Source organism: Acinetobacter sp. YH12201, from assembly GCF_013418145.1.
GTDB lineage: Bacteria > Pseudomonadota > Gammaproteobacteria > Pseudomonadales > Moraxellaceae > Acinetobacter.
Map to the genome: position 1 here is coordinate 1 of NZ_VPCP01000160.1, position 2,304 is coordinate 2,304.

The window sequence follows — 2,304 nt, forward strand, 5'->3', positions numbered from 1 at the left end:
ATCCATGCACGTGTAGCAGTCCTTAATAGATTTACGGAATTAGGTCGACCACTTACCCAAGTTACGCCTTAAATTTGGCTCAATTAGGGGCGCTTTGCATTTCAAATCTTTGTGCAACAAAGCCCATTTGGTTATAAATACACTTCAGGTAATTAACCTGTTTTTTCATAAAAATTATTTAGCAAATGCTATACCAAATAATTTTAATCATTAATTATCAAATATTTATAATTATTTTATTTTAACAAATAGTAAAATAAACAGTTAAATAAATGCACCTTTATTAGCCATCATGGCTCCAAAAAAATGCATGGTTTGAAAAAACCGTCAAATTCAATTTGCCTTATATTCAAGCTGTCTTTAATAAAATGGATAAAAAACCCGTGATTTTAAACAATCACGGTGAGCTAGGAGGATAAGAAATTATCGAGAAATCCGTTGCAAATTTTATTAACAAGCCAGTTTCATTTACTCAAGACGTTACTTGCAAAAAGTGTTTATGCAAAAATTCAAGCATGGTTTTATTCAGTAATTCAGGCTCGGTTTGCGTGGAAGCATGGGCTCCAGTTGCAAGAATACTTAAACATCCATGTCCAAGCCGCTGCTTTAAATCACTCGACTTGTGTACAGGAACCAAAAAGTCATCCTGATTGGCAATCAAATGCAACTGACTGTGTTGCAAGGCCTGTATATGCTGCTCATTAATTTTAAATTGTTGTGCTACCTGAATTCGCTTGAGTACATTTTGCGGCGGCGGAAAATCCGCGAGTTGAATATCCTCCAAAGTCTTTAAATGCTGATGATGTTTTGAAATCCAGCTCGGTGGATATAAAAACAGTCCCTGCGCCCTGACATAAGCATCAGAACCCGCTGACTTTAATAGAAGAGTCCGTGCTTCAAAGCATTTTTGCGTATGTGGGTCGAGTTCGTCCCAGCAATTGATACAGGTCAGGCTGAGCACTCTCAGCTCAGATGAATTGAGCAATAACGCTAGCTCTGCACCAATAAAACTGCCAATTGCATGTCCCACAAAATGAAAATGCCGAATTTTTTCTTGCCTGATAATTTGCAGTAACTGCTGGGCCAGATGGATAATGTTGTAATCATCAGGCAAAATTGCTGAATCCGCATGACAGCCCTCCTGATCATACGTCAAAATATGAAAATATCGCGTGAATGCATCAATTTGAGGGCGCCAGAAACTGCCATGCCCGCCCAAACCGGAAGAAAAAATTAAAAAATCGGCGGCTGAATTTTCTGTGCACAAATGAATTTTATAGTTCATTTTTTACCATTTATTCAAATAATTTAAAAAATAAACAGCAAGTTTTATGCCTGAAAAATCACATCAATTCAGCCTGTCTGATTCTTGGAAACCTTGGCTTGCAAGGCTCATAGAAAAAGTAAAATTTTATGCAAAATAAACAAAAGAATAATTTGGCTCTAAACACTGAATAACAGGATTTACTTTCATACTCAAATCTACAACAAAAATAGATAAACCCAAGAAAACTCAAACACTTAAAATAGATAAACACAAAAATAGATACCAGAAAATAACTTGCTAAAACAAGGATTAAGAATTTAAACACAACTTAATTGGAGGAAAATTTATAGCATTCATAATGCAACACCTGTTTCCCCATACAGCAGTCATTATGAAAAAAATAGCCATCATGGCCCTATCTCTACTTTGCTTGAAAGGTGATGATGAATGGACATACCTACTGAATATCCGCTATTTCAATGCCATTATCTGCCCCGTTATTTAATTGGGTTAATCTTTATTCCTGCTATATTTATTGTTTTAGCGCAGCACTCGCTCAGTAACTTCAATATGATTAAAGATTTCAGTAGCCTGATTCAATACTTATTGCATCAATCCATGCCGGGTTGGTTGATGCTGGCACTCTTCATCATGCTGACATTGATTGCAATCAATATGAAATTGGTCATCACCCGCCAAAGCATATCCATACAAAGTTTTGGCATAAAGTTAAGCAATCTGGTACAGCGCAACAGGCTTTTAAAGACCCAGCTTTATTCCTCTCACAGCTCAAGGTATCGCACATATAAGCCCTTCGCAGCAAAAGCATTCAGCCAAGAACAACAGTGGAAAGTGAGTAGTCTCGGCTTTATTTTAAAACCTGAATTTCGCAAGCAATATAAAATGACACATATTAGACCTCTTGCGAAAGTCAAAACCACCTCAATCTAAGTTTCATGAGATATCAGAACTTAAACCGTTTTTCAGATTCTGAATTTAAACGCTTGGTTGGCGTACCTCGACCAGTTTTTACCGAA

Annotated in this window: 2 protein-coding genes; one reads left to right on the forward strand and one right to left on the reverse strand. The window is 36.6% G+C overall.

The window, feature by feature from the left end; genetic code table 11:
• Positions 1-472 precede the first annotated feature (472 nt).
• Complete coding sequence (rutD, locus tag FTU91_RS16185; protein ID WP_180082842.1) at positions 473-1,285, reverse strand: pyrimidine utilization protein D; 813 nt, start codon at positions 1,283-1,285, stop codon at positions 473-475.
• A 552-nt stretch (positions 1,286-1,837) separates the two neighbouring features.
• Here rutD and FTU91_RS16190 point away from each other — a divergent pair.
• Entirely contained in the window at positions 1,838-2,218 is a 381-nt protein-coding gene (locus tag FTU91_RS16190) for a hypothetical protein (RefSeq protein WP_180082843.1), read from the forward strand.
• Positions 2,219-2,304: the final 86 nt, after the last annotated feature.

Bases quoted from the DNA above. Each gene is read 5' to 3' on its own strand.
- rutD (WP_180082842.1), bottom strand. From the start codon at position 1,285: ATGAACTATAAAATTCATTTGTGCACAGAAAATTCAGCCGCCGATTTT.
- FTU91_RS16190 (WP_180082843.1), top strand. From the start codon at position 1,838: ATGATTAAAGATTTCAGTAGCCTGATTCAATACTTATTGCATCAATCC.